This window comes from Haloferax prahovense, assembly GCF_000723845.1.
Lineage (GTDB): Archaea > Halobacteriota > Halobacteria > Halobacteriales > Haloferacaceae > Haloferax > Haloferax prahovense.
Map to the genome: position 1 here is coordinate 1591755 of NZ_LK053000.1, position 22034 is coordinate 1613788.

The 22034-nt window shown below is 66.1% G+C and carries 21 protein-coding genes; 15 read left to right on the forward strand and 6 right to left on the reverse strand.

Going from position 1 to position 22034, the window contains the following annotated elements:
* Window positions 1–67 precede the first annotated feature (67 nt).
* The 4 genes from BN984_RS07945 to BN984_RS07960 form a co-directional block, all read right to left on the reverse strand.
* On the reverse strand, window positions 68–910 hold the full coding sequence (locus tag BN984_RS07945) for a polyprenyl synthetase family protein (RefSeq protein WP_004973663.1): 843 nt from the start codon (window positions 908–910) through the stop codon (window positions 68–70).
* Between the two features lie 202 nt (window positions 911–1112).
* Complete coding sequence (locus BN984_RS07950; protein ID WP_049967997.1) at window positions 1113–2066, reverse strand: electron transfer flavoprotein subunit alpha/FixB family protein; 954 nt, start codon at window positions 2064–2066, stop codon at window positions 1113–1115.
* Entirely contained in the window at window positions 2063–2860 is a 798-nt protein-coding gene (locus BN984_RS07955; protein ID WP_004973659.1) for an electron transfer flavoprotein subunit beta/FixA family protein, read from the reverse strand. The genes BN984_RS07950 and BN984_RS07955 overlap by 4 nt, the downstream gene beginning before the upstream one ends.
* 69 nt (window positions 2861–2929) lie before the next feature.
* On the reverse strand, window positions 2930–4120 hold the full coding sequence (locus BN984_RS07960) for a DUF7345 domain-containing protein (RefSeq protein WP_049967998.1): 1191 nt from the start codon (window positions 4118–4120) through the stop codon (window positions 2930–2932).
* Window positions 4121–4265: 145 nt separating this feature from the next.
* On the opposite strand from BN984_RS07960, the gene BN984_RS07965 reads away from it, so the two are divergent.
* Together BN984_RS07965 and BN984_RS07970 are read left to right on the forward strand one after the other, a co-directional pair.
* The gene (locus BN984_RS07965) at window positions 4266–5633 is read left to right on the forward strand and encodes a DUF7094 domain-containing protein (protein ID WP_049913343.1); all 1368 of its coding nucleotides are present in this window, start codon (window positions 4266–4268) and stop codon (window positions 5631–5633) included.
* A gap of 39 nt (window positions 5634–5672) precedes the next feature.
* Complete coding sequence (locus BN984_RS07970; RefSeq protein ID WP_049967999.1) at window positions 5673–6155, forward strand: type IV pilin; 483 nt, start codon at window positions 5673–5675, stop codon at window positions 6153–6155.
* A 49-nt stretch (window positions 6156–6204) separates the two neighbouring features.
* Here BN984_RS07970 and BN984_RS07975 read toward each other — a convergent pair whose 3' ends face one another.
* Window positions 6205–6828: a methyltransferase domain-containing protein gene (locus BN984_RS07975; RefSeq protein WP_004973651.1), complete on the reverse strand. Its 624-nt coding sequence runs from the start codon at window positions 6826–6828 to the stop codon at window positions 6205–6207.
* A gap of 155 nt (window positions 6829–6983) precedes the next feature.
* On the opposite strand from BN984_RS07975, the gene ahaH reads away from it, so the two are divergent.
* From ahaH to BN984_RS08030, 11 genes are all read left to right on the forward strand, one after another.
* Window positions 6984–7316: an ATP synthase archaeal subunit H gene (gene ahaH, locus BN984_RS07980; RefSeq protein ID WP_008091423.1), complete on the forward strand. Its 333-nt coding sequence runs from the start codon at window positions 6984–6986 to the stop codon at window positions 7314–7316.
* Window positions 7303–9513 (forward strand): V-type ATP synthase subunit I, encoded by a 2211-nt coding sequence (locus BN984_RS07985; RefSeq protein WP_049913344.1) that lies wholly within the window; start codon window positions 7303–7305, stop codon window positions 9511–9513. The genes ahaH and BN984_RS07985 overlap by 14 nt, the downstream gene beginning before the upstream one ends.
* 173 nt (window positions 9514–9686) lie before the next feature.
* On the forward strand, window positions 9687–9944 hold the full coding sequence (locus BN984_RS07990) for an ATP synthase subunit K (protein WP_049968000.1): 258 nt from the start codon (window positions 9687–9689) through the stop codon (window positions 9942–9944).
* Window positions 9945–9965: 21 nt separating this feature from the next.
* Entirely contained in the window at window positions 9966–10550 is a 585-nt protein-coding gene (locus BN984_RS07995) for a V-type ATP synthase subunit E (protein ID WP_008091429.1), read from the forward strand.
* Entirely contained in the window at window positions 10547–11593 is a 1047-nt protein-coding gene (locus BN984_RS08000) for a V-type ATP synthase subunit C (protein ID WP_008091431.1), read from the forward strand. Before BN984_RS07995 ends, BN984_RS08000 begins: the two co-directional genes overlap by 4 nt.
* Window positions 11590–11910: a V-type ATP synthase subunit F gene (locus BN984_RS08005; RefSeq protein WP_004044608.1), complete on the forward strand. Its 321-nt coding sequence runs from the start codon at window positions 11590–11592 to the stop codon at window positions 11908–11910. The genes BN984_RS08000 and BN984_RS08005 overlap by 4 nt, the downstream gene beginning before the upstream one ends.
* Window positions 11911–11916: 6 nt before the next feature.
* Window positions 11917–13677, forward strand: coding sequence for an ATP synthase subunit A (locus BN984_RS08010; protein WP_008091438.1), 1761 nt, complete (start codon window positions 11917–11919; stop codon window positions 13675–13677).
* 4 nt (window positions 13678–13681) lie between these two features.
* Window positions 13682–15088: an ATP synthase subunit B gene (locus BN984_RS08015; RefSeq protein ID WP_008091439.1), complete on the forward strand. Its 1407-nt coding sequence runs from the start codon at window positions 13682–13684 to the stop codon at window positions 15086–15088.
* A 120-nt stretch (window positions 15089–15208) separates the two neighbouring features.
* Complete coding sequence (locus BN984_RS08020) at window positions 15209–17185, forward strand: bacterio-opsin activator domain-containing protein (RefSeq protein ID WP_049968001.1); 1977 nt, start codon at window positions 15209–15211, stop codon at window positions 17183–17185.
* A 198-nt stretch (window positions 17186–17383) separates the two neighbouring features.
* Window positions 17384–18076 carry a V-type ATP synthase subunit D gene (locus tag BN984_RS08025; RefSeq protein WP_008091441.1) on the forward strand — a complete coding sequence of 231 codons (693 nt, stop codon included), beginning with the start codon at window positions 17384–17386 and terminating at the stop codon, window positions 18074–18076.
* An 88-nt stretch (window positions 18077–18164) separates the two neighbouring features.
* Entirely contained in the window at window positions 18165–18548 is a 384-nt protein-coding gene (locus BN984_RS08030; RefSeq protein WP_008091443.1) for a DUF6276 family protein, read from the forward strand.
* A gap of 59 nt (window positions 18549–18607) precedes the next feature.
* On the opposite strand, the gene prf1 is transcribed toward BN984_RS08030, so the two are convergent.
* Entirely contained in the window at window positions 18608–19852 is a 1245-nt protein-coding gene (gene prf1, locus BN984_RS08035; RefSeq protein WP_008091445.1) for a peptide chain release factor aRF-1, read from the reverse strand.
* Window positions 19853–20006: 154 nt separating this feature from the next.
* Here prf1 and minD point away from each other — a divergent pair, with 154 nt between their 5' ends.
* Window positions 20007–21839, forward strand: a complete 1833-nt coding sequence (minD, locus tag BN984_RS08040) for a cell division ATPase MinD (protein ID WP_049968002.1) — start codon at window positions 20007–20009, stop codon at window positions 21837–21839.
* 39 nt (window positions 21840–21878) lie between these two features.
* Window positions 21879–22016, forward strand: a complete 138-nt coding sequence (locus BN984_RS19705; RefSeq protein WP_008091450.1) for a hypothetical protein — start codon at window positions 21879–21881, stop codon at window positions 22014–22016.
* Window positions 22017–22034 lie beyond the last annotated feature (18 nt).

A 22034-nucleotide genomic window follows, 5' to 3' on the forward strand; every position in this document is an offset into this window, starting at 1 on the left:
CGGCCTCGCCGCTCGGCGCTTTCTGTCGGTTTTTAGCGTCGTCGGTGCCGAACTCGAAGTCGCCTCGTCAGCTCTCGCGGACGATGACGAACTCCGCGAGGTCGCGGAGATACTCCAGCGGCTCAGAGTCCTCGACGCCCGAGGAGTCGAGGGCCGAAAGCGCTTCGTCGGCCTGCTGTCGGGCCCGGCGGTTCGCTTCCTCGGGGGTCAGGTCCGTCACCTGTACGAGCGACGGCCGACCCATCTCGGCGTCCTGTCCCGTCGGCTTGCCGAGTTCCTCGGCGTCGGCCGTGGCGTCCAGCACGTCGTCGCGAATCTGGAAGGCGACGCCGACGCGGGCCGCGTAGTCGCCGAACGCCTCGACGACGTGGGCGTCGCCGCCGGCGGCGACAGCGCCGAGTTCGGCGGCGGCGCGGAACAGCGCCCCCGTCTTGCGGTGGGCGAGTTGCATGTACTCGGCTTCGTTGGACGGGACCGCGACGAGTTCGGTCGCCTCGCCCTCGCCGAGTTCGACCATCGATTCGGCGACGATGCGGGTGGCGCGGTCGGACGACGAGAGGAGGGCGAACGCCTCGCCGAGCAGGCCGTCGGAGGCGATGATTGCCGGGCCGTAGCCGTACTCGGCCCACGCGCTGGGCGTGCCGCGGCGGATGTCGGACCGGTCGATGATGTCGTCGACGACGAGCGAGGCGTTGTGGACGAGTTCGACGCCGACCGCGAAGTCGACGGCGTCCTCGGGGGTGCCACCGACGGCCTCGCAGGCGAGGATGGTCACGGCGGGGCGGACGCGCTTGCCCCCCGCGAGAGCGACGTGGTCGAGTTGGTCGGCGAGTTCCGACGGCTCGACCGCCGAGACGACCTCCTCGAGGCGGTCGTTTACCATCGTGACCCGGCGCTCCAGGTATTCCATTGTCGGTTCGTAGGGTTGGGTAGGGAAGTACGTACCGGATTTGGAGAAACCGCGCGACTGGGGTGCGGCGGTAGTCGGAGAACACCTGATTGGGAGACGCCTGCCCGAACTGTTCGATGAGTTCCGGAACCACGTGCGACAGCCTTTTCCGGACGCTCACCGGTTCGCGTCCGCAAAAATCTGGACCAAAAACGGATGACGTTTACTCGAACTGTTCGATGAGTTCCGGAACTACCTCGAAGAGGTCGCCGACGATGCCGTAGTCGGCGATGTCGAAGATGGGCGCGTCGGGGTCGGTGTTGATGGCGACGATGTTCTCGGCACCCTTCATCCCGGCGACGTGCTGGACGGCGCCGGAGATGCCGATTGCGATGTAGAACTTCGGCGTGACGACCTTCCCGGACTGGCCGACCTGTCGGTCCTTCGGGAGCCAGCCGTTGTCGACGATGGGCCGCGACGACGAGAGCGTCGCGCCGAGCGCGTCGGCGAGTTCCTGCACGAGTTCGATGTTCTCTTCTTCTTCGATGCCGCGGCCGACGGAGACGAGTACGTCGGCGTCGGTGATGTCCACGTCGCCGCTGCCGACTTCCTCGAAGCCGGTCACGCGCGAGCGCACGCGAGACTCGTCAAGGTCGAACGAGAAGGCCTCGACGGTGGGTTCGCCCGGCTCCTCGGCGGCGTCCCACTCGCCGGGGCGGACGGTGACCGCGGCGCGGTCGGCGTCGACCTCGACGGTCGATTCGACCTTCGAGGCGTACATCTCGCGGGTGACGACGAGGCCGCCGTCGTTCTGTAGGCCGATGGCGTCGGTCACGAGCGGGAGGTCGAGGCGTTCTGCGACCGCGGGGGCGTAGTCGAGACCGTTGACCGTGTTGCCCATGAGGACGTACGTGGGGTCGAGCTCCTCGGAGAGGGCCTCGACGGCCTGCACGTACACGTCGTGGTTGAATTCGTCGCCCTCGGCGACGGTGTGAATCGCGTCCACGCCGGCGAGCGAGAGCGCCTCGGCGAAGGCGTCCACGTCGCCGCCGATGACCGCGAGGTGGAGGTCGCCGCCGGTGTCGCCGACGAGGTCGGCGCCGGCCGTCACGAGTTCGAACGACACGTCGCGGAGGCTTCCGCGGCGGTGCTCGACGACGGCGAGCACGTCGCTCATTGCGCGCCCACCCCCTTCTCGCGGAGGACGGTCGCAAGGTCGGCGGCCTGCTCTCCGGCGTCACCCTCGAAGTAGGTCGCGTCGGACTCGGTCTCCGGCTCGTACACGTCGGTCAGGACGAGGTCGGACTCGACCGCCGCGGCGTCGAGGCCGAGGTCGGAGAGCGCGAGCGGCTTGATCTCCTTCGACTGGGCCTGCCGAATCCCGCGCAGGCTCGCGTAGCGGGGCTCGTTGATACCGGTCTGGATGGTGAGGACCGCGGGCAGGTCGACCTCGGTGAGCTCCTCCACGCCGCCTTCGAGTTCGCGGCGGACGTTCGCCACGCCGCCGTCGGCGTCGAGGTCGAGCGCGTTCACGACCGCGGCCCACTCGAAGTCGATCGCCGAGGCGAGCGAGACGCCGGTCGCGCCGAAGCTGTCGTCGTTCGCCTGCACGCCCGTCAGGACGAGGTCGGGGTCTTCCTCCTCGACGACCGCCGAGAGCAGGCGCGTCTTCGCGCCCACGTCGAGCAGGTCCACGCCGTCGAGCGCGTCGTCCCACACGCGGACCGCGCGGTCGACACCCTTGGCGAGCGCCATGCGGATGGTCTCTTCGGACCGCTCGGGGCCGATGGTGACGGCGACGACCTCCACGTCGTCGTCGCTCTCCTCGGCGATTTGGACGGCTTCCTCGACCGCGTACTCGTCCCACTCGTTGAGGTCGTAGTCGAGGTACTGGTCCGCCACGCGGAGCCCGTCGAGCTCGAAGTCCTCTTCGACCTCGGCGACCTCCTTGACGGTTACGAGAACTTTCATCAACGTTCACTACCGACCGGGGAGAATAAACGTTTTCGCACCGCGGTCGTCGGCGACGCCGTCCCCCGATTACTCCTCGTCTTCGTCCTCGTCGGGGAGCGAGATGAGGTTCTCGCGGCCGAGGCGCAGTTTCTCGACGCGCTCCTCGTCGGCCATCGCCGACAGGAGCTGCGAGACTTTGGCGTCGGACCAGCCGGTCTCCTTGACGATGTTCGCCTGCTTCATCCGCCCGCCGCTCCGTTCCAAGAGGAGTTCGACCCGCTCTTCGTCCGAGAGTAAGTCGAGGTCGATATCGTCGGGCGCTTCGCCTGCTTCGCCGTCGTTGTCAACCTCTTCGTCGGTGCCGAGTTCGTCGGCCGGCTCCGGCGTCGGCTCCTGACGCCGCGTGGGCGTCGATGCCGACGGTTTGGCCGTGGCCGCGTCGCCCGGCCGCCGCCGGGTGAACAGGACGACTCCCGCCACGAGCACCAAGAAGACGATGGCACCGCCACCGACGAGCGTCCACGGAATGGCTCCGTCAGACCCTGTGGAAACGTAACTCACGCTTAGTTGCTCGGTCGACTCGAACGTCCGCGGCCCCTCGGCGACGACGGCGTTGTTCTCCAGCGGGATGTCTGTGTCACTGACGGCGTAGCCCGGGGGCGTCTGAATCGTGAGGTTCTGGTTCGACTGCAGCGAGGTGACCCACGTCTCGCCGCCACCGGCCGAGAAGGCGTCACCGACGCGCAGCCCTTCGTCGGTCTGTTCCGCGAAGTTCGTCCAGGTGAACCTCAACACGAGGACGCCGGTCCCGTTTTCGACGTACCCCGTCGTCGTCGCGTTCTGGACGGTCATCGACCGACCGGTCTGCTCGGCGGCCGTCTGGCTGACACGCTGAAAGAAGGCGGCGTCGGGGCCGACATCGGTGGTTCCCTGCTCGTACTCCTGTGCGAACTCTTCGAACGCCGCGGTCTCGTTTCGCGTCTCGAGCTCGTAGCGCATCTCGATGCGCCAGTCCGCCGAGCGGTCGTCGCGAACTCGAATCGATATCTCCGTCCGCGGCGACCGTTCGAGACTCGTCTGCTGGGTGACGAGCGGTGCGCGGCCGAGGGCGGTGGGCGCTTGCGAGCGAGAGTCGGAACCGAAAACGTCGACTCCGGAATCGTCGACTGCCGCGTCAACGCCGTGAGCGCCAAGCGCAGTCATATCTGTGGCCGCCGCCGGGACTGCGACGCCGGAGACGATGGTGAGGAGGGCAACGATGAGGGCGGCGCTCCGCATACGTAAATCCGTTTCATCCGGCGATGAAAACGCTTTCCATCGACTCAACAGCGTCATACGTCGCCGACGTGCGCTCTCGAGGCTTCGCCGTGCCGACGCCGCCAAGAGGGTCATTTTAGTACCGGCACCGTGTACCCTCACGGCGATGAAGGCCCTCCCGCTCGTCGTCGTCATGCTCTTGGTGGCGTCGCCGGTTCTCGGCGCGGTCGGTCCCGCGGACGGCTCGGCCCAAGCGACGGCTCTCGACGAGCCGGCCCCCGCACAGGTCCAGTCGCCGTCCAACGAGACGATTCACGTCCTCGATATCCCGTCGTCGCAACTGGTTCGAGCGACCGTCGAGCCCGCCCATGTCGACCTCGGCCCGTCCCTCGGCTTCGCCGGCCTCGATACCAGCGGCGAGGTTCAATCGCGCGCGTCGATCGAGCGTATCGAGTCCGCGGGTGACGACAGCACCCGCCAACAGCTCATTCTCGACGAGATAAACAGCATCGAGCAGCGCGCGATTGCGCTGCAAAGCGCACAGCGCTCCGCAATCGAACGGTTCAACGCGGGGGAGCTTACCGCGCGCGAACTCCTCGTCGAACTCGCGCGAATCGACGCCGAGGCCCGCGGCCTCAACGAGCGACGCGTCGCCCTCCGGGAACTCGCCACCGAGACGTCGGACTTCTCTATCAACTCCGGCCGGCTCGCGGCGCTCGAACGCGAACTCGACACGTTCACCGGTCCCGTCCGAAAGTACGCCGTCTTGGTCATGACCGGGGAGTCCGATACCGCGCGGTTCTCTGTCCGAACGAGCGAGACGGGCGTCGTCCTCGGCGTCGTAGCCGACGGAGAGTACGTCCGCGAGGCCTACCGTGCCGGGCTTCGCAACCGCGACCAGAGCACGGTCTCCTACGAGGAGGCGCTCGACATCGTCGCGGAGAGCTACCCCACCATCTACTCGAGCCGCGCCGCGCAGAACGGGACCAACGTCATCAGCGCCGGTGACAGCCACCGCGTGCGAATCAACTACGACCGCGGCCAGTTGACTGCCTACGTTGACGCCGGGAGCGGGCGGGTGTTCAAGGAGTCGCAGACCCGCCCACTCGGTTCGATTGCGACCGGGGCCGTCGCGACCGAGGTCAAAGACGGCCTCGCGCTCACTGTCGACCGGACCTACCCCGGGGGGCCGCTCCGAATCCAGCTGAACGAAAGCGGGAGCGACGACCCGGTAGACGCGAACGTCACCATCGGACTCGAAGCCAGCCAAGAGAGCACGCTTCTCGGCCACACCGGCACCGACGGGACGCTCTGGACCGTCTCGCCGTCGTCCCCCTACACCATTACGGTGATTAAGGGCAACTCGGCGGTCGTGCTCACCACTTCACCGACGCCGATGCCCGACCTCGTCATGAACACGACCGCGGAGGCGAACGACAGCGCCGCGATGATCACCTCGACGCCGACCGAGTCGACGAGTTCCGCGTCGGTCGGTTCGGAGGGCGCACCGCCCGGTCCGCCGGCGGTCATCTGACCGGAGCTTCTTATCCCATGACGGGGCCACCCCGTCTCGATGTCTCGTCAGTTCCGCCGCTCGACTCGCGGCTCGTCCGTGCTCCTCGGGAGCGTGCTCCTCATCGGTCTCGTGGTCGTCGTCGCGGCCGCCGTCGGCGCGGTGGCGTTCGACGCGGCCGAGTCCTCGCCGACACCGACCCGACCGACAGCGCTGTCGCTCGCGGTCTCGGGCGACACGCTGTCGCTGACCCACGAGGGTGGCGCGCCACTCGACGTGAAGTCACTCGCGATTCGCATCTCCGTGGGCGGAGAGCCGCTCGCCCACCAACCGCCCGTGCCGTTCTTCTCGGCCAGCGGGTTCCGTCCCGGACCGACCGGTCCGTTCAACGCCGCGGCCGACTCCCGGTGGACCGCGGGCGAGACGGCGACGCTCGAACTCGCGGGGACGAACGACCCGGACATCGAACCTGGCGCGACGGTAACCGTCCGCGTCTTCGACGGAGAGACGCCGGTCGCGGCGCTCGAAGCGAGCGCGTCGTGAGTCGGCGGTGACGAAAACGAGCGTCCGAGTCGAACGCGGCGGTCGCGGTTTATTCCTCTGGTGCGCGCGCGATGGTCACGATGGCCCGCGGACTGCCGGGCTGGCGCTGGAGGATGTGGTGTTCGATGTCGACGAAGCCCGCGGCCTCGAACATTCGGTCGGCCTCCTCCTCGTCGTAGAACAGCATGATGGCGTCCGCCAACTTCTGGAAGACGCCGGATTTCGGGTCGTCGGGACCGACGACGAGGACTTTGCTCCCCGGCTTCACCACGCGTCGGAACTCCTCGAGCGCGGTGACCGGGTTCGGCCAGTACTCGATGGAGCCGGACGACCAGATGACGTCGAAGGAGTCGTCGGCGAAGGGGAGCCGCTCTGCGTCCCCGCGATAGAACCTGACCTCGTCGTTCTTGCCGAACTTCTCCCACGCCTTCTGCATCTGGTGGATACTCTGGTCGAGGCCGTGGACGTCGTCGGTGTAGCGGAGCAGTCCCTCGGTTCCGAAGCCGGTGCCACAGCCCACGTCGAGGACGCGGTCGCCCTGCTGGATGTCGAGCATCTCCAGCGCCTCGTCGCGCATCTCCTCGTTCCAGATGAACGGGTTCACCCGGTCGTACACCTTCGAGAGGTACTTGTAGAACAGGCGGGCCCGCGCTTTGTTTTCGAGGACTCCCATCGCGCAGGGATTAGGACTCACCGATGATAACGGTGCGGATTCGCCGCGCCGGTCGGCGTTCTCGGGGGGTAAATCGCCGCGTTCCCCGAGCGTCTGTCACAGACTTTCCGCAAACACCTTATACAGCGCTTGTGCAACGTTCCTGTGATACGAGTATGCCGAGACAAGAGGTTCTCGAACGAATCAAAACGGCCGAGCAGGAGGCCGACGACATCGTTGAAGAGGCCGAGGCCAAACGTGAGGAGCTCGTCGCGGAGGCGCGTCGCGAAGCCGATGAGATTCGCTCCGAGGCCGAAGAAGAGGCCGCAGAGCTCGAATCCGAGCGTCTACAGGAGGGACGCGCGGACATAGAGTCGGAGCGGGAACGCATCCTCGAAGAAGGCGAGGACGCCCGCGACGAACTGGTTGCCGAGGCGGAAGACCACATCGACGACGCGGTCGAATTCGCCATCGGCCAATTCGAGGAGGCGGTTGATGCTCAGACCTGAGCAGATGAGCAAGGTCTCGGTGACCGGTTCCAAGGGCGTCATGCCCGAGGTCATCGAGGCTGTCCACGACCTCCGACTGCTGCACGTCACCGAATACGACGGCTCGTGGCAGGAGGAGTTCGGATTCGAGACGGGGTCGCCCATCGAAGGCGCCGAGAGCGCGTCCGACAAGCTCGTCACCGTCCGCTCGCTCAAGAGCATCCTCGGGGTCGAAGACACCGACACCGGCCGGCAGCGCATCGTCCCCGACGACGCGCTCGGCGAGCCCCTCGAAGAGATTCGAGCCGAGGTCAACGAACTGGACGACCGCCGCTCAGAGCTCGAAAACGAGCTCCGCGCGGTGGACGAAGAAATCGACGCGATGGAGCCGTTCGTCGACCTCGGGCTCGACCTCGACCTGCTTTCGGGGTACGAGACGCTGCAGGTCGTCGTCGGACAGGGGAAGGTCGAACCCGTCGAGCGCGCCGTCGTCGACGCCGACGACATCAACGCGTACGAGATCTTCTCGGGCGAGCGAACGCACGCCATCTTCGGCCGCGCGGTCGACGGTGCCGACGAGATGGCGCTCGCCGACGCGCTCGTCGGCGTCGAGTTCGCCACGCTCGAAGTCCCGGATGCCTCGGGAAGCCCCGAAGAGCACATCCGCAATCTCGAACAGCAGAAGCGCGAAATCGAGTCGAAGCTCGAAACCGTCGAGTCCGAGCTTCACGACATCGCCGTCGAGGAGGGAGAGTTCCTCCTCGCCGCCGAAGAGCGCCTCGCAATCGACGTCCAGAAGACGGAAGCGCCGCTTTCGTTCGCGACGACGGAGAACGCCTTCGTCGCCGAGGGCTGGATTCCGACCGAGCGCTACAACACGTTCGCGAGCACGCTCAAAGACGAGATCGGCGAGCACGTCGCCGTCGAGGAGCTCGAACGCGCCGAGTTCTCGCGTGACGGGCACGACCACGCGCGCGAGGATGTCGCCGAGAGTGGTGGCACGGTCGCCGCCACCGACGGCGGGACCGTCTCGATGTCCAGCGACGACCCGCCGGTCGTCCAGAAGAACAGCGGCGCAGTCAAGCCGTTCGAAATCCTCGTTCAGGCGGTCAATCGCCCGAGCTACTACGAGTTCGACCCGACCATCATCCTGTTCCTGACGTTCCCGACGTTCTTCGGGTTCATGATCGGTGACCTCGGGTACGGTGTCATCTACACCGCCATCGGCTTCTTCCTCTACTCGAAGTTCGATGACGGCGCGATTAAGAGCATGGGTGGCGTCACCATCGCCGCGGGGCTGTTCACGACGTTGTTCGGCATCCTCTACGGCGAGATATTCGGCTTCCACCTCATCACCGAGTACTTCTGGGAAGGCGTGCTCGGGATGTCGCACCCGCCCATCGAGAAGGGACTATCGCCGGCCACCTCTGAGTGGGCCCTCGGTTGGCTCACCGTGAGCGTCGCCGTCGGTATCTTCCACGTCAACGTGGGGTACATCCTCGACTTCTTCGAGAACTACGAACTCCACGGCGCGAAGGACGCAGTCCTCGAAAGCGGTTCGTGGATCCTCATGCTGAACGGCCTGTGGATCTGGATCTTCAGCGACGCGCTCGGTGGCGTGCCGCCGGAGTTCCTGTTCACCACGTTCGCGGCTGACGGGCTCATTCCGCTCGGCTTCTCCGGCTTCTCGTTCATCGTCGGCTGGGCCGGCTTCGGGATGTACATCCTCGGCGCGGTGCTGCTCGGGATGGCCGAACTGGCCGAACTCGTCGAGTTCGCCGCCCCGCTTTCGAACGTCCTGTCGTACACGCGTCTCGGCGCGGTCCTCATCGCGAAGGCGTCGATGGCGTTCGCCGTCAACCTGCTCGTCTTCGGCGTGTACGTCGACGACCACGGCGGCTGGCACTTCGGCCTCGGCGGGATGCCCGACGCCGCCGCCGTGTCGGCGCTCGGCGCGGGTGAAACGCTGAGTTACCACGGCTACGAAGTGACCGAAGTCCTGTTCGGCGGCATCTTCCACACGGGTGCCGCGGGCGTCGTGGGCGGACTGCTCGTCCTCGTCGTCGGTCACCTGGTCGTCCTCGCGCTCGGCGTCACGAGCGCCGGCCTGCAGGCCGTGCGTCTCGAGTACGTCGAGTTCTTCAACAAATTCTTCGAGGGCGGCGGCCGCGAGTACAACCCGTTCGGGTACGACCGCGAGTTCACGACCGAAGACTAACTCTCACCGACGATTCTTTTTTGAGTTTTGTCCGCTGGGAGCGACTGCTTTTGCAATGACGACGATTCCGCCGTCGTAGACAGACCGCTCCAGACGTTTTGGGAACCTTTATGATACGGCTGACGCCACATGCAGACGTTCGGAGACGACAATCCGGTACTCAGGAACACACAATGATTGAAGCAATTGAACCCCTCATGACTGCACTGCAGAATGAAACCGCTTCCTCGCCCGCTATCACCGCCGACGCTGCGGCGGCCCTTTCCGTCGGTATCGCCGCCTTCGCCGCGGGCTATGCGGAGCGTGGCATCGGTTCCGCTGCGATGGGCGCCATCGCGGAAAACGAGGACCTCTTCGTTAACGGGCTGGTCCTTACGGTTCTCCCCGAGACCCTCGTTATCCTCGCACTGGTCGTTGTCTTCGCGGCCTAAGCACCCCCTCTCTTTCCCATTATGAGTTTGGACAACGTCGTTGAGGACATCCGAGACGAAGCCCGCGCACGCGCAGAGGACATCAGGCAGGACGGCCAGGAACAGGCAGACGAAATCGTCGCCGAGGCCGAGGCCGACGCCGAAGAACTCCTCGAATCGCGGAAGGCGGACGTCGAGCAACAACTCGAACGGGAGCGCGAACAGGCGCTCTCCAGCGCGAAGCTCGAAGCCAAGCAGGCTCGACTCAGCGCCCGTCGTGACGTGCTCCAGCGCGTCCGCGAGCAGGTCGAAAGCGAGCTCGCCGAGCTGGAAGGCGACCGTCGCGAAGAGCTCACCCGCTCGCTGCTCGACGCGGCGTCGGTCGAGTTCGAAGACGAAGACGAAGTCTCCGTCTACGGCCGCGCCGACGACGAGGACCTGCTTTCGAGCATCCTCGAAGACTACGACGGCTACGAGTTCGCCGGCGAGCGCGACTGCCTCGGTGGCGTCGTGGTCGAGGGCTCGAACTCGCGCGTCCGGGTGAACAACACCTTCGACTCGGTCCTCGACACAGTCTGGGAGGACAATCTGAAGGAAGTGAGTGCGCGACTGTTCGACGACCAATGAGCACTACAGGCGGCTCGAATCCCGAATACGTCATCGCTCGCGTTCGAGCGCGACGTAGTGCCCTGTTCGGCGACGAGGAGTACCGCAAACTGGTCCGCATGGGGCCGGCCGAAATCGCTCGGTTCATGGAGGAATCGGAGTACGAAACCGAGGTCAACGCGCTCGGCAGCCGTTTTTCGGGCGTCGACCTCATCGAGTACGCGCTGAACCAGAATCTGGCGAAGCAGTTCAACGATATCCTCGACTGGGCAGACGGCCGCCTCTACGACCTCATCGCGCGGTACCTCCGTAAGTTCGACGCGTGGAACGTGAAGACGATCATCCGCGGCATCTACTCCGGCGCGTCCCGCGACGAGGTCGAATCCGACCTCATTCGCGCCGGCGAGTTCGACGACCGCCTCCTCTCGCGACTGCTCGACGCAGACGAGATAGAGGAGATCGTCAACCTCCTCTCCGGCACTATCTTCGGAGACGGCCTCGCGGCCGCCTACGAGGAGTTCGAGGAAGTCGGCGTCCTCGTCCCCCTGGAGAACGCGGTCGACCGCGCCTTCTACGAGCAGCTGCTCGAGGGTCTGGTCGTCGGCGAAGAGGCGAAGAAGTACCGCGAGTTCCTCGAAGCCGAAATCGACTTCCGAAACGCCCGCAACGCGCTCCGCATCGCTCGCAGCGGTGCCGACCTCGACCCCGTCGACTACTTCATCGAGGGCGGCACGCTGTTCCGCGCGTCGGAGCTCGCGTCGCTGGCGACCAGCCCGGACGAGCTGGTGTCGAAGATTCGTGACAGCCGGTACGGCGACCGCCTCTCGACGGCCCTTTCGGACCTCGAGGAGGCCGACAGCCTCATCGGCTTCGAGCGCGCCCTCGACGCGGCGCTCTTGGAGTACGCGGACACGCTCGGTTACGTGTTCCCGCTTTCTGTCACGCCAATCGTCTCGTACATCCTCGCCAAGGAGCGCGAGGTCGACAACATCCGGGCCATCGCCCGCGGCCGCGAGGCCGGGCTGGACCCCGATGCAATAGAAGAGGAGCTGGTCATCCTATGAGCCAGGAAATCGCAGTTATCGGCAGTCCGGACTTCACCACGGGCTTTCGGCTTGCGGGCGTCCGCAAGTTCGAGAACGTCCCGGACGAAGCGAAGGACGACGAACTCGACGAAGCCGTGACGCGAACGCTGGAGGACGAGGACGTCGGCATCATCGTGATGCACGAAGACGACCTCGACCACCTCTCGCGTAACGCCCGGCAGTCGGTCGAGCGCAGCATCGAGCCGACGCTCGTGACGCTCGGCGGTTCCGGCGGCGCGAGCGGCCTCCGTGACCAGATCAAGAGAGCAATCGGTATCGATCTGATGGACGAATAACCAAACATGAGTCAGGCAACACAAGATTCCGTTCGCGAGGACGGTGTCATCGCAAGCGTGAGTGGTCCGGTCGTGACCGCCCGTGGCCTCGACGCCCGCATGAACGACGTCGTCTACGTCGGCGACGAAGGCCTAATGGGCGAGGTCATCGAAATCGAGGGCGACCTCACGACTATTCAGGTGTACGAAGAGACCTCCGGTGTCGGTCCCAGCGAACCCGTCGAGAGTACGGGCGAACCGCTGACCGTCGACCTCGGTCCGGGGATGATGGACGCCATCTACGACGGCGTGCAGCGTCCTCTGGACGTGCTGGAGTCGAAGATGAACTCGGCGTTCCTCGACCGCGGTGTCGACGCGCCGGGTATCGACCTCGAAAAGAAGTGGGAGTTCGAACCCACCGTCTCCGAGGGCGACGAGGTCGCCTCCGGCGACGTCGTGGGGACGGTCCCCGAGACCGTGACCATCGAACACAAGGTCATGGTCCCGCCGGACTTCGAGGGCGGCGAAGTCGTCGCCATCGAGGAAGGCGAGTTCTCCGTCACCGAGACGGTCGCCGAACTCGACAACGGCGAAGAGATTACGATGCACCAGGAGTGGCCGGTGCGTCAGGCGCGTCCCGCCGCGGAGAAGAAGACCCCGCGCGAACCGCTCGTCTCGGGGCAGCGCATCCTCGACGGCCTGTTCCCCATCGCGAAGGGCGGAACGGCCGCGATTCCGGGTCCGTTCGGGTCCGGGAAGACGGTCACCCAGCACCAGCTCGCCAAGTGGGCCGACGCGGACATCGTCGTCTATGTCGGCTGCGGCGAGCGCGGTAACGAGATGACCGAGGTTATCGAGGACTTCCCGGAACTCGACGACCCGAAGACCGGCAACCCGCTCATGGCTCGGACGTGCCTCATCGCGAACACGTCCAACATGCCCGTGGCGGCCCGCGAGTCCTGTATCTACACCGGCATCACCATCGCGGAGTACTACCGCGACATGGGATACGACGTCGCGCTGATGGCCGACTCCACCTCCCGGTGGGCCGAGGCCATGCGCGAGATCTCCTCGCGTCTCGAGGAGATGCCCGGCGAAGAGGGGTACCCCGCGTACCTCGCCGCGCGTCTCTCCGAGTTCTACGAGCGCGCCGGCTACTTCACGACCGTCAACGGCGAGGAAGGTTCCGTCTCCGTCATCGGCGCGGTTTCGCCGCCGGGCGGCGACTTCTCCGAGCCGGTCACGCAGAACACCCTGCGTATCGTGAAGACGTTCTGGGCGCTCGACGCGGACCTCGCAGAGCGCCGTCACTTCCCGGCGATTAACTGGAACGAGTCGTACTCGCTCTACCAAGAGCAGCTCGACCCGTGGTTCGTCGAGAACGTCGAGGACGACTGGGCCGAAGAGCGCCAGTGGGCCGTCGACGTACTCGACGAGGAGAACGAACTGCAGGAAATCGTTCAGCTCGTCGGTAAGGACGCCCTGCCGGAGGACCAGCAGCTGACCCTCGAAATCGCTCGCTACCTCCGCGAGGCGTACCTCCAGCAGAACGCGTTCCACCCGACGGACACGTACTGTTCCCCCGAGAAGACGTACGGTATCCTCACCGCCATCCACGCGTTCAACGACGAGGCGTTCAAGGCGCTCGAAGCCGGCGTCCCCGTCGAAGAGATTCAGGCCATCGAGGCGGCTCCCCGGCTGAACCGCATCGGTGTGCAGGAAGACTGGGAGGCGTACATCGAGGACCTCAAAGCAGAAATCACCGAGCAGCTCCGCGAGCTGTACTGAGACCATGAAGGAATACCAGACTATCACCGAAATCAGCGGCCCGCTGGTGTTCGCCGAGGTCGACGAGCCGATCGGTTACGACGAAATCGTCGAAATCGAGACGCCCCAAGGCGAAACCAAGCGCGGACAGGTTCTCGAATCCTCCGAGGGCCTCGTCGCGATTCAGGTGTTCGAAGGCACGAGCGGTATCGACAGGAACGCGTCCGTCAGGTTCCTCGGCGAGACCCTCAAGATGCCCGTGACCGAGGACCTCCTCGGGCGCGTGCTCGACGGGTCCGGCCAGCCAATCGACGGTGGCCCCGAAATCGTTCCCGACGAGCGTCGGGACATCGTCGGCGCGGCAATCAACCCCTACTCCCGCGAGTACCCCGAGGAGTTCATCCAGACCGGCGTCTCCGCCATCGACGGCATGAACACCCTCGTCCGCGGTCAGAAGCTCCCGATCTTCTCCGCGTCGGGGCTTCCCCACAACAACCTCGCGCTCCAGATCGCCCGTCAGGCGACGGTGCCCGAGGACGAAGAAAGCGGCGAAGAGTCCGAGTTCGCAGTGGTCTTCGGCGCGATGGGTATCACGCAGGAAGAGGCGAACGAGTTCATGGAGGACTTCGAGCGCACGGGCGCACTCGAGCGCTCCGTCGTCTTCACGAACCTCGCGGACGACCCCGCAGTCGAGCGGACGGTCACGCCGCGTCTCGCGCTGACGACCGCCGAGTACCTCGCGTTCGACAAGGACTACCACGTCCTCGTCATCCTGACCGACATGACCAACTACTGCGAGGCGCTCCGCGAGATCGGTGCGGCTCGCGAAGAGGTCCCCGGTCGCCGTGGCTACCCGGGTTACATGTACACCGACCTTGCACAGCTCTACGAGCGTGCAGGTCGCATCCAGGGTCGCGACGGCTCTGTCACGCAGATTCCCATCCTCACGATGCCGGGTGACGACGACACGCACCCGATTCCGGACCTGACCGGCTACATCACCGAGGGTCAGATCTACATCGACCGCGACCTCAACTCGCAGGGCATCCGCCCGCCGATCAACCCGCTTCCGTCCCTGTCGCGTCTCATGGACGACGGTATCGGTGAGGGCCTCACCCGCGAGGACCACGCCGACGTGTCCGACCAGATGTACGCGGCGTACGCGGAGGGTGAAGACCTGCGCGACCTCGTGAACATCGTCGGTCGCGAGGCGCTGTCCGAGCGCGACAACAAGTACCTCGACTTCGCCGAGCGCTTCGAAGCCGAGTTCGTCAACCAGGGCTTCGACACGGACCGGTCCATCGAGGAAACCCTCGACATCGGCTGGGACCTCCTGTCGATGCTCCCGAAGTCCGAGCTCAACCGTATCGACGAGGAGCTCATCGAGGACTACTACCACGAAGACGCCGAGTCGGTCGAAGCGGAAGCCTAGACCGCGACGAACGCCGCGTTCGTCCCTCGGTTCGATTCTCCTCTTCTATTCGCGCCCCGAGCCGTGCGACCGCACGCCCGCCGCGAGAACTTCCTTATGGCTCGGCGACCACACCCCCGTATGGACGCCACTTCGTCTCGCGCGCACGTCCTCGCGGTCGTCGGCTCCGCCATCGACCGGGGGCGACTCTTAGACGCGCTCTCGCCGCTTTCGGTGTCGCTCGCCGCGTCCGTCGATGCGGTGGGCCGGCGCGCCGAGGACGAACGGGTCGACTGCGTCGTGCTTGCGACCGACCGACTCGCGGACGTTGAAGCGGTCCACGGCGCGCTCGCGGTCCCGCTGGTCGTCGTCGTCCCGACCGACGGCGACCTCTCGGCGGCGGCCGCCCGCGACGCCGGCGCGGCCGACGTGGTACCGGTCGTCGACTCGAACCTCTTCGAGCGGCTTCCCGAACGGGTCGAAAGCGTCGTCGCGTGGCGTCGCCGCGGCGCGACGGCCGCGAGCAAGATAACCGAGGACCTGAAGGAACAGGCGATAGACGAGGCACCGGTCGGCATCACCGTCGCCGACTGCTCGCTTCCCGACCGACCGCTCGTCTACGTCAACGAGGCGTTTGAGGCGATGACCGGCTACTCGGCCGACGCGGCGCTGGGGCGGAACTGCCGATACCTTCAGGGACCGAACACCGACCCCGAGCGGGTCGCCGAACTCCGCCGCGCCATCGAGGCCGAAGAGTCGGCGTCGGTCGAACTGCTGAACTACCGCGCGAACGGCGAGACGTTCTGGAACCGGGTCGACGTCGCGCCGTTGAGCGGGCCGGATGGCGAGGTGACCCACTACGTCGGCTTCCAGACCGACATCACGGAGCGCGTGCGCGCGGAGACGGCCGCCGAGCGGTACGCCGAGAGAGTCGACGAAGAGCGCGAGCGTCTCCAGACGCTCGTCGAGCACATCGAGGGCTTGTTGGCGGACGTGACGAGCGCGCTCGTCCGCGCGGAGAGCAGACAGGAACTCGAAGCCGCCGTCTGCGACCGAGTCACCGCCGCCGGGTCGTTCACCTGCGCGTGGGTCGGCCACTGCGACCTCGCACCGGCGGTCATCGTCCCGAACGAGCGGGCCGGAGCCGACACCGAATTCCTCGACGGCCTCGAAATCGACCGGTCCAACCCCGACGACCCCACCGCTCGCGCCGCGGAGACGCGGACCGTCCAGTCGGCGACTGTCGGTGACGGGAGCGTCTCCGCGGAGACGCTCGTCCCGTTCGACTCGGTCATCGCGGTTCCGTTGGCCCACCGCGGGACGCTCTACGGCGTCTTGACCGTCTACACCGACGCCGCGGAACTCGACGACCAGGTTCGGGTGGTCTTCGGGACGCTCGGTCGGGCGGTCGGCGCGGCCATCGACGCTTTCGAGAGCCGGCGGTCCCTGCTGTCCGACGAGCGGCTCGAACTCGAAATCGAGGTGCGCGACGAGACGCAACCGCTGGTCCGACTCGCCGCCGCGGGGGACTGCAAACTCTCGTACCGCGGTTCGGCCCAACACGACGACGGGACCGTGAGTCTGTTCGTCTCGACGGACCCCGCGACGGAGTTCGACGAGGTCGACACCGCGCTCGACGGCCTTCGGAGCGTCGACGTCCTCCCTCGCGGTGACGACGCCGAACTCTACGAACTCACCTTCGCCGACGGGTCGCTCGTCCACCTCGTCGCCGACGCGGGCGGGCGACTCGTCGACCTCGAAGTAGACCGCCTCGGCTGTCGGCTTACGGTCGTCGTCCCCGACCGCGTGGCGGGGCGGGCGCTCCTCGACGACTTCAAGTCGGTCGCGGCGAACGCCGAACTCCGATCCGTGACGAACCGGTCCGAACCGCCGGAGGCGCGCCGCGAGTTCGTCGCGAGCGTCAACGACGACCTGACCGACCGCCAGCAGTCGGCCCTCCAACTCGCCTACCTCGGCGGGTATTTCGAGTGGCCGCACGCCGTCACCGGCGACGAACTCGCGGAGACGATGGGTGTCTCGCGGGCGACGTTTCACCAGCACCTGCACGCGGCGGAGCGAAAACTCATCTCTCGGTTTTTCGATGGAGAACCGTACTAGCGGGGATATCCGGCGTTTCGATAGCCGCTCGATGTCTACCGGCCTCGGTACCCCGACATCAGCACCCGTGACGACCCACGAACTGAATCGCGGTCTCGACCCACAGACGTGACGTCTCCCCGTCACGACGGAGTTCGGGCGGTCCGGCCGGCCAGACAGTAAAAGATTAACACCCCAGGCGAACAACCCCCGCCAACGATGGCCGAAGACGTCAAGCCGACCCGCAAGAACTTGATGGCGATCGAAGATCGCATCGAACTCTCCGAGCGGGGCCACGACACGCTCGAACAGAAGCGTGACGGGCTCATCATGGAGTTCATGGATATCCTCGACCAGGCCCAGGACGTGCGGGCCAACCTCAATCAGGACTACGAGCGCGCGCAGAACAAAATCAACATGGCCCGCGCCATGGAGGGCGACGTGGCCGTCCGCGGCGCGGCCGCCGCGCTGAAGGAGTACCCCGAAATCACGACGCAGTCCAAGAACATCATGGGCGTCGTCGTTCCGCAGATCGAGTCCTCGCGTGTGAAAAAGAGCCTCGATCAGCGCGGCTACGGGCTGCTCGGCTCCTCGGCCCGCATCGACGAGGCCGCCGACGCCTACGAGGAACTCCTCGAATCCATCATCCTCGCCGCGGAGGTCGAGACGGCGATGAGGAAGATGCTCGAGGAAATCGAGACGACGAAGCGCCGCGTCAACGCGCTCGAGTTCAAACTCCTGCCGGAACTCTACGAGAACCAGGAGTACATCGAGCAGAAGCTCGAAGAACAGGAACGCGAGGAGATCTTCCGCCTGAAGAAGATCAAGGCGAAGAAGGAAGAAGAAGAGAAGGAAGAACGCGCCGCCAAGGAAGCCGCCGCCGAAGCGGAAGCGGCGACCGCGGCCGACTGAGGCCGACCGCGCGCGACCGTTCTCTCTCCAGTTCTCTCTCGGTCGGGTCTCCGACCGTTTTTCACCATCTCGGCGCGTAGAGACTGCTATGTCCTGTCCCGACTGCGACGGTGAAATCGCCGTCTTCGCAGTGCCCGAACCGCTCGAGTCTCACGCGCCCGAAGCGGCGCTGACCGTCGGGTTGTGTGCCGGTTGCCTCCGACTTCACCCGGCGGAGACGGCGCCGACCGGCGGCGACTCGCGCCCGCTCGCGGACGTGCTCCCCGAGGGTGACGCGGGCGCTTCGGTCGCGCTCCTCGTCGGCATGCTCGACTCGCTGGCGCTCAACCGCGCCGGCATCGTCGACTGCGTCGAGTTCGCCGAACGGTCTGGCATCGACGTGCATCTCACGCTCGACCGACTCCAGCGGGAGGCGACCGACCCTCACTTCGACGTCGCCCGTCGGCAGGCGCAGTTGGACGCGTTCCTCTGAGCGCCGCCGCTCCGTGCTGTCTGACAGCGTGGCGCGCGAAGACGCCGAGGAGGAGTCGCTTAGACGCCGGTGGAGTACCGGAGAATGCCGGCGATACCGCCGAACGCGTCGTAGAGCTGTTCGCCTTTCTCGAAGTCCGTGCTGATGAACTTCGTCTCGGTGCCGCGCTGGTCGGCGAGGTCCATGAGCCACTCGATGACGTCCTCGCGCTCTTTCAGCTCGGCTTCCGAGCCGCCTTCGCACTCGTGGGTCGGCGTGTTGTGACGGTGGTCGACGAGTTCGTACTCCTCTTGGCCGTCGCAGTCGTAGATGGCGATGTCCTTCCGAAGGTCCTCGGAGATGAGGAGACGGTCGACAGAGCCCATCACGAGGTTCTTCCGGGTCGCCTCGAACCCGTATGTGGACTCGTTGCCGCGGTGGAGCTTCTCGAAGAACTCCTCCATCTGCCTTTTGTCCTTCATGACCTCCTGGTCGGCCAGCGCGTCCTGGCCGGCGTCGACGAGGTCGTAGAGGCCGGACTCGTCGGTGTAGGCTACGTCGAACTTCCCGACGACGAGGTCCTGCAGTTCGTGGTGGAGGTAGTCGCCGTCGAGGAACTCGTCTTTCGTCGGCGAGGGGCCGCCCACGAGGATGCCGTCCATCTCGTGTCGCTTGGGGACGAACAGGTCGTTGGCCATGCCGGCGACCTCCTGATAGAAGTTGTCGATGGCTTCGAGGCGGAGGCGGGCGAAACGCTGGGCGGACTGACCACCTTTGCGCTGCTTACCGGGGACGAGCGACGAGGCGCTCTTGACCGGCTCGACGCGCTTGCCCTTGAGCCAGCCGACGTTGGCCTCGCGGCGGTCGAGGACGATGAGCCCGAACAGGCCCTTGTCCATGAGCATGTCCTCGAGCGGCCCGGTGAGGAAGTTCGAGTCGCAGTGGTACCGGAACGACTGAATCGGCTCCGGCGGGCTCTCCAGCACCTTCGTGACCATGTCCGTCTGGCCGCCGCCGGAGTTGACCGCTCCGGAGAACATGACGATACCGCGGTCCGGTGGGAAGGTGTCGTAGTACCGGAGTCGGTCCTTGATGCTCGTCAGGGCGTCTTGGACGTTCGTTCGCGTCTGCTTCGATTTGATGTTAGACGCTTCGCTGTGCTCCGTGATGACGTGTTCGACCACGTCGGAAATCTGCTTGTCTTCGGGGATGTAGATGGTGACGAGCTGCGTTCCTGACCCTTCGTACTCTCGCAGGTCCTCGATGACCTTCTTGAATTCGTACTTTCGGCGGTCCTCGCTCGCCTCCTCGGCGTCGCTACTCATCACTCCACCTAGTCCCTCCAGCGGCTAAGTAACCTTTGACTGGTCACGTTCCACGGTATCTTGCCGCACGAGCCGCCCTACGACCCGACTTCGAGACGAGCGCGGTCGGAGAACATTTATGTGGCTGTCACGGGTGGACTTCGACGTTGGAATTATGGCCCGGGTGTACGCAGTTGCCAGCGCGAAAGGCGGGGTTGGAAAGACGACGACCACGGCCAACCTCGGGACGACGCTCGCGATGGCCGGTCACGACGTCGTCGTCGTCGACGGTGACCTCGGGATGCCGAACCTCGCCGGCGCGCTCGGCGTCGACCCGGACGGGGCGACGCTTCACGACGTATTGACAGGCGAGGCGGCGGTCGAGGCGGCCGTCTACGAGGGACCGGCGGGACTCTCGGTGCTCCCCGGCTCGAACGCCCTCGAAGCGTTCGCGACGGCGAACGCGAAGGAACTCGAACCGGTCGTCTCGGCGCTCGAAGCGAGCTACGATATCGTCATCATCGACACCGGCGCGGGGCTGAGCGACGACACCTTCGTCCCGTTGAAGCTCGCCGACGAGGTCGTCTTGGTCTCGACGACCGAGCGCGAGTCGCTCGGCGACACTGAAAAGACCCGACAGCTCGCAGAGCGCATCGGCGCCGACGTGGTCGGCGTCGTCCTCACGCGCGTCAACCAGTCGAACCCGAACGCCGACGTGGTCGCCTCGCTCCTCGACGCCGGCGTCATCGCCGTCGTCCCCGAGGACCCGGCCATCCGCGAGGCGCTCAGCACGCAGATTCCGGTCGTCGCCCGCTCGCCCGACAGCATCGCGGCCGCGGGCTACCGCGCCCTCGCCGAAGCGCTCACCGGCAAGCCGGTGCCGATTCCGGACGACGCGGTCGACTCGGCCGACTCCGAGGCCGCGGCGGACGAGTCGGACACGGAACCCGAAGCGGCGGTCACCGCGGAATCCGCTTCCGACGCGGCCAGCGACGACGACGCGGTCGACGGCGAAGCAGCCACGCCGGAGGCGAGTGAGCACACGTCGGTCGTTCAGGTCGACGCGGACCCCGCAGCGGAGTCCGACCCGGAATCGGAACCCGACGTCGAAGCCGAGACCACTGACATGGGCCCAGAGCCGGCGGTCGAGGACACTGACGCCGACCCCGAACCGGACGACGACCTCGCGGCGTCGATTCCATTCTCCGGTGGCTCCGCTGGAGCGTCGGACGACTCCGCCGAACCCGACGCGGACCCCGCCGAGGACGCGGGCGAACCGGCGGTCGAAACGGATGCAGTCGCCGACCCGATGGATGGTGACGACTCCGCCGAACCCGACGGTGTCGTCGAAGCCCCAGACGTTGGTGCGGCCGCCGTCGAAGCCGGTGATGACGACGCGCCGGCCGACCCGCTGGCGGCCGACGCGTCCGACGACTCGATGGTCGCAGACCCCGAACCGGTCGGCGACGAGGAACCGGAGAGTGACCCGCTGGCGGCGGACCTCGAAGCGGTCACTCGCGGCACCTCGACCGCCGACCATGAGGCCGCCCTGGATGTCGACGCCGACGCCGGTGCGACGGGCACGGACCCGCTCGCTGAAGGGACCGTCGAAGCAGAGTCGGTCGGCGACCTGTCGCCCGGTTCACCGTCCGACGACCCCGCCGAGGTTCCCGAGACGCCGGCGGACGATGCTGACCCGGTGACTGAGGGTTCCGAATCTGAGGATTCCGAATCCGCGGAGTCCGTCCCTACGGATTTCGACCCCGACGCCGAGGAGACGGACGCGCACGGCGCGGACGAACCCCTCGTTGCCGAGGCTGAGCCGAGCACCGCCGACACTGGTGCTGACGCCGACGCCGACGCCGACGCCGACGCCGACGAATCGCCCGAAGCCGGCGGCGACGAGGAGGGCGTCTACACCACTTCGCTCGTCGAGGAGGTCGAGTCGTTCGACGACGACGAGCGCGACGAGAAGAAAAAGGGATTCTTCAGTCGTTTCCTCGGCTAAACGGGAAGGCCTTTTACTCGCGTCTGCGGAAAGCCCTCTATGGCAGACTCTGAGTCCGTTCCCTTCTGGTGGATAGTCCTGTTTCTCGTCCTCGCGCTCGGCAGCGGTGCCGCCGTCGTCTTCTCGGTCGGCGGGTCGCTCATCTCGGGGGCCGCGGTACTCCCGCTTTTCTTCTGAACCGCCGGAAAAAGCCGT

Excerpts from the sequence above, each read along its gene's own strand:
- BN984_RS07945 (WP_004973663.1), bottom strand. The coding sequence starts at position 910 with ATGGAATACCTGGAGCGCCGGGTCACGATGGTAAACGACCGCCTCGAG.
- BN984_RS07950 (WP_049967997.1), bottom strand. The coding sequence starts at position 2,066 with ATGAGCGACGTGCTCGCCGTCGTCGAGCACCGCCGCGGAAGCCTCCGC.
- BN984_RS07955 (WP_004973659.1), bottom strand. The coding sequence starts at position 2,860 with ATGAAAGTTCTCGTAACCGTCAAGGAGGTCGCCGAGGTCGAAGAGGAC.
- BN984_RS07960 (WP_049967998.1), bottom strand. The coding sequence starts at position 4,120 with ATGCGGAGCGCCGCCCTCATCGTTGCCCTCCTCACCATCGTCTCCGGC.
- BN984_RS07965 (WP_049913343.1), top strand. The coding sequence starts at position 4,266 with ATGAAGGCCCTCCCGCTCGTCGTCGTCATGCTCTTGGTGGCGTCGCCG.
- BN984_RS07970 (WP_049967999.1), top strand. The coding sequence starts at position 5,673 with ATGTCTCGTCAGTTCCGCCGCTCGACTCGCGGCTCGTCCGTGCTCCTC.
- BN984_RS07975 (WP_004973651.1), bottom strand. The coding sequence starts at position 6,828 with ATGGGAGTCCTCGAAAACAAAGCGCGGGCCCGCCTGTTCTACAAGTAC.
- ahaH (WP_008091423.1), top strand. The coding sequence starts at position 6,984 with ATGCCGAGACAAGAGGTTCTCGAACGAATCAAAACGGCCGAGCAGGAG.
- BN984_RS07985 (WP_049913344.1), top strand. The coding sequence starts at position 7,303 with ATGCTCAGACCTGAGCAGATGAGCAAGGTCTCGGTGACCGGTTCCAAG.
- BN984_RS07990 (WP_049968000.1), top strand. The coding sequence starts at position 9,687 with ATGATTGAAGCAATTGAACCCCTCATGACTGCACTGCAGAATGAAACC.
- BN984_RS07995 (WP_008091429.1), top strand. The coding sequence starts at position 9,966 with ATGAGTTTGGACAACGTCGTTGAGGACATCCGAGACGAAGCCCGCGCA.
- BN984_RS08000 (WP_008091431.1), top strand. The coding sequence starts at position 10,547 with ATGAGCACTACAGGCGGCTCGAATCCCGAATACGTCATCGCTCGCGTT.
- BN984_RS08005 (WP_004044608.1), top strand. The coding sequence starts at position 11,590 with ATGAGCCAGGAAATCGCAGTTATCGGCAGTCCGGACTTCACCACGGGC.
- BN984_RS08010 (WP_008091438.1), top strand. The coding sequence starts at position 11,917 with ATGAGTCAGGCAACACAAGATTCCGTTCGCGAGGACGGTGTCATCGCA.
- BN984_RS08015 (WP_008091439.1), top strand. The coding sequence starts at position 13,682 with ATGAAGGAATACCAGACTATCACCGAAATCAGCGGCCCGCTGGTGTTC.
- BN984_RS08020 (WP_049968001.1), top strand. The coding sequence starts at position 15,209 with ATGGACGCCACTTCGTCTCGCGCGCACGTCCTCGCGGTCGTCGGCTCC.
- BN984_RS08025 (WP_008091441.1), top strand. The coding sequence starts at position 17,384 with ATGGCCGAAGACGTCAAGCCGACCCGCAAGAACTTGATGGCGATCGAA.
- BN984_RS08030 (WP_008091443.1), top strand. The coding sequence starts at position 18,165 with ATGTCCTGTCCCGACTGCGACGGTGAAATCGCCGTCTTCGCAGTGCCC.
- prf1 (WP_008091445.1), bottom strand. The coding sequence starts at position 19,852 with ATGAGTAGCGACGCCGAGGAGGCGAGCGAGGACCGCCGAAAGTACGAA.
- minD (WP_049968002.1), top strand. The coding sequence starts at position 20,007 with ATGGCCCGGGTGTACGCAGTTGCCAGCGCGAAAGGCGGGGTTGGAAAG.
- BN984_RS19705 (WP_008091450.1), top strand. The coding sequence starts at position 21,879 with ATGGCAGACTCTGAGTCCGTTCCCTTCTGGTGGATAGTCCTGTTTCTC.